Source organism: Mesorhizobium sp. M7D.F.Ca.US.004.01.2.1 (genome assembly GCF_003997785.1).
Classification (GTDB): domain Bacteria; phylum Pseudomonadota; class Alphaproteobacteria; order Rhizobiales; family Rhizobiaceae; genus Mesorhizobium; species Mesorhizobium loti.
Map to the genome: position 1 here is coordinate 1 of NZ_RZRQ01000304.1, position 7,156 is coordinate 7,156.

General features: G+C 61.3%; 7 protein-coding genes and 1 tRNA gene. 3 read left to right on the plus strand and 5 right to left on the minus strand.

Features of this window, described 5'->3' with window-relative positions; translation table 11 throughout:
- The first annotated feature begins 59 nt into the window (after positions 1-59).
- A complete protein-coding gene (locus EN993_RS28280) occupies positions 60-464 on the plus strand; it encodes a TadE/TadG family type IV pilus assembly protein (protein ID WP_109671546.1) in 405 nt (134 codons plus the stop codon).
- 371 nt (positions 465-835) lie between these two features.
- On the opposite strand, the gene EN993_RS28290 is transcribed toward EN993_RS28280, so the two are convergent.
- The 5 genes from EN993_RS28290 to phaC form a co-directional block, all read right to left on the minus strand.
- Entirely contained in the window at positions 836-1,078 is a 243-nt protein-coding gene (locus EN993_RS28290; RefSeq protein WP_109671545.1) for a hypothetical protein, read from the minus strand.
- A 364-nt stretch (positions 1,079-1,442) separates the two neighbouring features.
- A complete protein-coding gene (locus tag EN993_RS28295; RefSeq protein WP_127265422.1) occupies positions 1,443-1,877 on the minus strand; it encodes a hypothetical protein in 435 nt (144 codons plus the stop codon).
- 88 nt (positions 1,878-1,965) lie between these two features.
- Positions 1,966-2,040: transfer RNA gene (locus tag EN993_RS28300), tRNA-Glu, on the minus strand.
- Between the two features lie 223 nt (positions 2,041-2,263).
- Complete coding sequence (locus tag EN993_RS28305) at positions 2,264-3,499, minus strand: YcbK family protein (protein WP_127265423.1); 1,236 nt, start codon at positions 3,497-3,499, stop codon at positions 2,264-2,266.
- 214 nt (positions 3,500-3,713) lie between these two features.
- A complete protein-coding gene (gene phaC / locus EN993_RS28310; RefSeq protein ID WP_109671541.1) occupies positions 3,714-5,549 on the minus strand; it encodes a class I poly(R)-hydroxyalkanoic acid synthase in 1,836 nt (611 codons plus the stop codon).
- A gap of 43 nt (positions 5,550-5,592) precedes the next feature.
- Between phaC and EN993_RS28315 the strand changes: the two genes are divergently transcribed.
- Positions 5,593-6,039 carry a hypothetical protein gene (locus EN993_RS28315; protein ID WP_245462835.1) on the plus strand — a complete coding sequence of 149 codons (447 nt, stop codon included), beginning with the start codon at positions 5,593-5,595 and terminating at the stop codon, positions 6,037-6,039.
- 45 nt (positions 6,040-6,084) lie between these two features.
- On the plus strand, positions 6,085-7,156 hold a 1,072-nt coding region (locus EN993_RS28320; protein ID WP_127265424.1), incomplete at its 3' end, for an LL-diaminopimelate aminotransferase.

Below are 7,156 nucleotides of genomic sequence, written 5' to 3' on the forward strand. Positions count from 1 at the left end.
GCCCATTGCCTTCGGCGCCTTTGCTGCTTCCACCACGATCGGTCACCAGGAGATGATCCGTGTCCGCTAGGGCAAGCACGTTCGGGCGGGATCGATCGGGCGGGGCCGGGCTGGAGTTCGCGCTGATCGCGCCTTTCCTCGTCATGCTGCTGTTCGGGATCTTCGCCTTCGGCTGGTCGATGAACTCGGTCTCCAGTGTTCGCTATACGCTGGAGACGTCCTCGCGTTCGCTGCAGCTTCAGAACACGCTGACCCAGGCCGACATCCAATCGATCGCCACTCAGAAATTGCAGGCCCTGGGTTTGAAGGATGTGAACGTCACGATCGCCATCGACCCGGCGAGCGGCGGCTTCCGCATGGCGCATCTGACCGCCACCTACGCCTTTGTCATCGACTTCCCTTACTTCAGCGCCTTCCCGATCAACTACGCGACAACCGTTACCGTGCCGCTGGTCGGCGGCTAGGCTCTGACAGGACAGCGATCGGCGAGACCGCGCGCTGGGCGCTGCTTACTTGTACGCCTTGAGCGCGATCAGACCACAGAGGATGATTATCGCCGTCAGGATCAGCGCCCACGACACGACGTTATGCGATAGACGCCTCCGGCGACCGCGCAGGGCCTGGTCTCGCCAGAGTTTAGCCTGATCAGCTCCTATGTTTAGTTTATCCACGCTCCCTCCCCATGAGCAGAATGCGACTCAGCTGCATGAACGGTCGAGCGAGCATGCCCGTCCGCGAAGCTGAACGGAATGGGGGTGTGGGGCCTCATGCCCTACGTCTTCCTTGTGTTGGCGCCAAAGCCGCGCGCGCGAGGACATTCGCCGCTTCCCAAAGGTCAGAGACCGAGCGTCTGACTGGCTTCCAGATGCATCAAAACTACCGAAGGTGCGATCGTCACGTCCGTGTCAGGTTGACGGGTGGCCTCGACCAAAACGGCCGCTGCCTGTTCAACCCGATCGGCCGCATGGTCGACCTGGTCGAGCTTCTTCGCCAGGCGGCCGCGCAGGGTCGAAAGCCGTGTTGCGTGGTAGGCGGCGCTTCGCTTTCGGCCGTCCAGGGTGAGCGGTTCAAAGAGCATCGTGACGGCTCCTCACTGTACGATGGCCACCTATACGCCGCCTCTTCACGGTTCGCGATTCCCTCAAAAGGAGAACGCCCTATCCCTTTGGTCCCGACCCCGGCTCCTCCTCAGAGCTGGGTCCGGGTATGGGTGCTAGTCGTTCTGGATGACCATGTCCCCCGATGGGTTTTGACCGTCGCAGTGACGAGTGGGCGAAACTGACGCCTCCAGAAATGAGCAGACATCGCCAAGGCGATCAGGGCGACTGCGAGAGCCGCAATATTGATCCAGTCCATCTTCCCGCCCGCCATACCGACTATCGACCGTCACAGGAAAGAACTGGCACCGCAATTGGCACCGGACGGCTAGGGCGACGACAGCCTCATGGCTTTCGCAGGTCAAGTACGGCACAACCATTCGCGCTAGCGATTTTCTTCAAAGCTTGGTCATTGGTGACGAGCAGAAAACCGTTCTGGATGCAGGTGTCGGCAATGAGGGCGTCTGCGCTGTTGCTCGGCCTTTTCTTCTCACGGTCCAGCTGATCCTTCAGTTCGCTATAGAGGGATGCGGGGCCGGTCCATTTCGCCTCACCCCATCGAGACATACCCCACACCGCAGTCTCGGTCGGAACTCGAACATGCGTGACTGCGGTGACCATGGCTTGGAGAGCGTTTCGCTTTGTGGGATCGGATGTCCGCTCGATTTCGTCGTTCTGGATATGCGTGATCACAGGCTCCCATTCTGCTGGGATTGGGGCAGGATCGATCGAACCTTCCACGAGATGGTTGAAGACATTTGTGTCCAGCATCACCTTCATGGGCCAACTTCAAAGCCAATGTTCGCTGAAATCCGCCGGCGTTTATTCGGCGCATCGGTATCAAAACTAACTAAGACATTGAAAAGCCTGGTACGCCCAAGGGGAATCGAACCCCTGTTACCGCCGTGAAAGGGCGGTGTCCTAACCGCTAGACGATGGGCGCGCTCAGACGAAGCGGCTTATACTGGCGTTGTGCGCAACCGGCAACCCGTCAGGTGCCACCTTGGACAACTTTTTTCCGAGCCTTGTAATCAAGGATTTCGCTATGTCCGGCAAGGTGCGGAATTCTGCTCTGCTGCACTCGTCGGCTACTGTCCTGGCATGGATCCCAGGGGCTTCGCGACAGAGCTTCGCTCCTGCTTCGCCCGGGGATGACGAAGTTGCCGCTAGCCGTCGCCACCACCGCTGCGCCGGCGGCAGCGCCAGTTCCAGTCGCGCTCCGGACCGACGTCGACGTGAACCGATTCTGTGTGGCAGTAGGTGCCGACACCGCCGCGGCCGGGCATGCTTCTGATGTAGCTCGCCAGCTCCCATTTCGAAACGCCGGGCACCTGGATGTCGGCGGCGGCGCAATACATGTGCAGCGAATTCTTGGCGCCGTTGGCGCGCCGGTTGCGGGCCGGGTCGCGATAGCCTGACGTCACCGTCATCTTGCGTCCGTAGTGGCCTTCGATCGTCTTCAGCACGCGCACCAGCGACGGCTTCAAGCAGGCCACATCGACGCTTTCGTTCTGCTTGAGCAGCCCGTTGGGCGCCAGCCGGGCCATGCCGGCGGCGGACGCAACCTGATAGGAGCCGCCGACTGGCCCCTCATCCTCGTTGAGGTCGACGTCGCTTTCGTCATCAATGCCGGACTTGCGCTTGATTTCGAACAGGGCTGTCTGACGCACGCCGGGCAGGGCGTCGCTACCAGTGATGTGGCCGCTGGTATCGCCGCCGAGCGAAGCCAACTGCACCGGCTTTGCCGTGGAATTGGCCGAGGCGAGCGTGATGATCGGCTTTGCCGCTTCCGATGCCGGTTTGGCCTGCACAGGGGGCTGCTCTCCCGATCGGGTGTTGATAAGGGGCGTCGCCGAGGCCGGCGTGGCGCCGAACATCGAGGCCAGGAAGCCTTTTTTCTTTGGTGCTTCGGCCTGGGGCATCTCGCCAGCCGTCACATAGACCGGGTTGTTCATGGCCGGAGCAGCTGTCGGCTTCTGCGCGTTTACACCGGCGTCGGCGGCTGCGATCTGCTGAGCAACCGTGTCGTTCTGCTGCGCCGTCTGTGCCTGCTGCGTCAGCGACTGCGGCGTGTTGCCGACGATCGTTTCGGCGCCGGCCGGAGTGGTCAGCGGAAAGGCGGCTGCGGGATTGGCCATCGGCACATAGGCGACCTTCTCGGGCAGCGCCGTATCGCTTGCCGTCATCACGGTCGTCTGCTCGGTCGAATCGGAAGTGACGGTCGCCTTGCCGCTGGAGGCAGCACTTATGTCCGATGCAGTGGCATTGTAGCCGGGCATTCCGACCGACATTGTCGGATCACCAGCCGAGGTGCAGGAGGCCAGAAGCAAGGAACAGAGCGCTGCCACAATGGCGCGGCGTTCTCCCTTTGCGAGGCTCCATCCTGCTGATTTCAAAGTCAAATTCCCCCTCGATGCCCGGTCGGTATCCTTGGCGCGGCACGCATACGTCGCTGTCAAGGTGACCTTTGTCTCCGATCCGGAAACGAGACCTGTGTCAAATCCGCAAGCCTGAAAGTATTTTTGCAGTGATTGCCAAATTAGGGCTGCTTGATGGTTGACGACACCATTTCGCCCGCTTTTACCGGCCCGTCAACTCACCAGACATTACAGTCCGTTACACACGCACCTTCACATAGGTACCGGGAGCATCCCCCAAGGTTTTCATATGCTTGCCGGGTTTGCGGGCCGGCACGCGAGTGTTGTCCTTGGCCTCTATCCAGCTCTGCCAGTGCGGCCACCAGGATCCTGGGTGGTCAGTGGCCTTGGCTACCCATTGGCCGAAGTCGCCCGTTGGCGTATCCCCGGTCCAGTATTGGTATTTGTTGGATGCTGGCGGGTTTACGACACCCGCGATGTGGCCCGATCCCGCCATCACGTACTCGACCTTGCCGCCGAAATATTTCGAGCCGAGAAATACCGAAAGCGCTGGCGCGATGTGATCTTCCTTGGAAGCGAGGTTGTAGATCGGGATGGTGATGTCGCCGAGCGAGACCGTGTGGCCCGCCAGCTCCATCATGCCTCGCGAGAGATTGTTCTCAAGATAGCAATTGCGCAGGTAGAAAGAGTGATTGGCCGCGCCCATGCGGGTCGAGTCGGCGTTCCAGTAGAGCAGGTCGAAGGGCAGGGGATCCTTGCCGCGCATGTAGTTGTTGACGACATAGGGCCAGATCAGGTCGCCCGAGCGCAGCATGTTGAAGGCGGTCGCCATCTTGGTGCCGTCGAGATAGCCCTTTTCGCTCATCGATTTTTCCACCGCGGCGACCTGCTCCTCGTCGACGAACACTTTCAGGTCGCCGGCATGAGTGAAGTCGACCTGCGTGGTGAAGAAGGTGGCTGACTTGATGCGGTCGTCGCCTTCTCGCGCCATCAGCGCCAGTGCTGCCGCCAAAAGCGTGCCGCCGACGCAATAGCCGATGGCGTTGACGTCGCGTTCGCCGGTGGCCTTCTCGACCGTGTCGAGGCCATATTGCAGGCCCTCGCGGATATAGGCCTCCCAACCCTTGGCGCCGTGGCGCTCGTCCGGGTTGATCCAGGAGATGACGAACACGGTGTGGCCCTGTTCGATCGCCCAGCGGATGAAGGATTTCTGGGGATTCAGATCAAGGATGTAAAACTTGTTGATCCATGGCGGGCAGATCAGCAACGGCCGCTTGAGCACCGTCTCGGTCGCCGGGTCATACTGGATGATCTCGGCGACATCGCTGCGGCCAACCACCTTGCCAGGGGTGGTGGCGATGTTCCTGCCGATCTCGAAGGGTGAATAGTCGGCCTGACGCAGCTTCAGGTCGCCTTTGCCGGCGGCGATGTCCTCAGCCAGCATCTTCATGCCGCGAACCAGGTTCTCGCCGTTCGAGGCGACGGTTTCGCGAAACAGTTCCGGATTGGTCAGGATGAAATTCGACGGCGAGATGGCGTTGGACACCTGCTTGACGTAGAAGCCGGCCTTGTGGCGGGTGTGCTCGTCCAGACCGTCGGCGTGCTCGACCAGATCGGCCGCCCAGCGCGAGGTGACGAGATAGGCCTGCTTGAGAAAATCGAAGAAGGCGTTGCGGCCCCATTCGGGGTCGAGGAAGCGCTTGTCGCCGCGCTCCGGCTTGACGGCGTCTTCGGTGGCTTCCGCGGCGTTGCTAGTGCGCTGAATGGCGTTGGCCCAGACCGTCATGTAGCCGGAGAACAACCGCGTCTGCGCTTCCAGCGCGCGTTGCGGATCGGAAAGCCAGTATTCGCTGAGCTTGGAAAAGGTCTTCACCATGTCGACAACCGGCTCGGCGACGTGATCGCGCACGTCGCCTTTTTCGCGCGGCTCGGCCCAAGCGGACGCCGCCTTGCCGGCCTGCTCGATCATGCGCGCCATGTTCAGAGCGAAGCGTTCCGGGTCCTTCACCAGATATTGCTCGACGGTCGAAGGCTCGTCATCTTCCGCTTTGCCCGAATCGGGTGTTTTGGACATGGTTGGCGGGGTTCCTCCCGAGGCCTTTTCTTGACATATTAACATGGGACATCCGACCGGGTCCAATCTCGCTTACCTCGGCTGCCAAGGAAACAATATGACGATTAATATTGGCGAGACTGTTTTTTTCGGTGCCGGACGTTTTTGCCGCATCGGCGCGTCGATCGTCCTCATGGGGATTGCCGGGTGCTCGAGCGCCAACACGAGCGGCCCGACGCCTATTGCTGCGGGGACGGGGCCGAAGGATACCGGCACCTTTCCAAACCTGAACATCAAGCCGCAAGTGGCGGCGCCGCAGTTCACCGAAGCCGAGAAGAACGCCAAGCTTGCGCAATTGAAGGCGGACGAGAACGCGCAGGCAGCCAAAGGCGGCGGTCCGAAGGTCGCCAACCAGGCGGCACTGACGGATCTCGCCAAGAAGCATGGCGACGAAACGCTGAAGCAGATCGAAGCCAAATGCGACCCCGCCCTCGACCCTACCTGCAAATAAGTATATAGCGCGCGCCCAATACCCCCTTTGCTGTCTGGAACTGCCATGGAAGAATTTCACAAGGTTCGCCGGCTTCCGCCTTACGTCTTCGAGCAGGTCAACCGGCTCAAGGCCAGCGCTCGTTCGCGCGGCGCCGACATCATCGACCTCGGCATGGGCAATCCGGACCTGCCCACACCCAAGGCCATCGTCGACAAGCTATGCGAGGTCGTGCGCGATCCGCGCACGCACCGCTATTCCTCGTCGCGCGGCATTCCGGGCCTGCGCCGCGCCCAGGCCGCCTACTACAACAGGCGCTTCGGCGTGAAGCTCAATCCCGATACGCAAGTGGTGGCCACGCTTGGCTCGAAGGAAGGCTTCGCCAACATGGCGCAGGCAATCACGGCGCCTGGCGACGTGATCCTGTGCCCCAATCCGACCTATCCGATCCACGCTTTTGGTTTCATCATGTCGGGCGGCGTCATCCGCTCCTTGCAGGTGGAGCCCGATGATGGCTTCATCCCGGCGCTTGAGCGTGGTGTCAAGCATTCGATCCCGAAGCCGTTGGCGCTGATCCTCAACTATCCGTCGAACCCGACGGCGCTGGTCGCTTCGCTCGATTTCTACAAGGATGTGGTCGCCTTCGCCAAGAAGAACGACATCATCATCCTGTCCGACCTTGCCTATTCGGAGATCTATTTCGACGGCAATCCGCCGCCTTCGGTGTTGCAGGTTCCGGGCGCGATCGACGTCTGCGTCGAGTTCACCTCGATGTCGAAGACCTTCTCGATGCCCGGCTGGCGCATGGGGTTTGCCGTCGGCAACGAGCGGCTGATCTCGGCCCTAACGCGGGTGAAATCCTATCTCGACTACGGCGCCTTCACGCCGATCCAGGTGGCTGCAGCGCACGCGCTCAACGGCGACGGCGCCGACATCGCCGAGGTCCGCGACATCTACCACAAGCGCCGCGACGTGATGGTCGATGCCTTCGGCCGCGCCGGCTGGACCATTCCGGCACCGGCTGCGTCGATGTTTGCCTGGGCGCCGATCCCGGAGCCGTTCCGGCATCTCGGCTCGCTCGAATTCTCCAAGCTGCTCATCGAACATGCCGACGTGGCGGTGGCGCCCGGTGTCGGCT

Excerpts from the sequence above, each read along its gene's own strand:
- EN993_RS28295 (WP_127265422.1), bottom strand. The coding sequence starts at position 1,877 with ATGAAGGTGATGCTGGACACAAATGTCTTCAACCATCTCGTGGAAGGT.
- phaC (WP_109671541.1), bottom strand. The coding sequence starts at position 5,549 with ATGTCCAAAACACCCGATTCGGGCAAAGCGGAAGATGACGAGCCTTCG.
- EN993_RS28315 (WP_245462835.1), top strand. The coding sequence starts at position 5,593 with ATGGGACATCCGACCGGGTCCAATCTCGCTTACCTCGGCTGCCAAGGA.
- EN993_RS28290 (WP_109671545.1), bottom strand. The coding sequence starts at position 1,078 with ATGCTCTTTGAACCGCTCACCCTGGACGGCCGAAAGCGAAGCGCCGCC.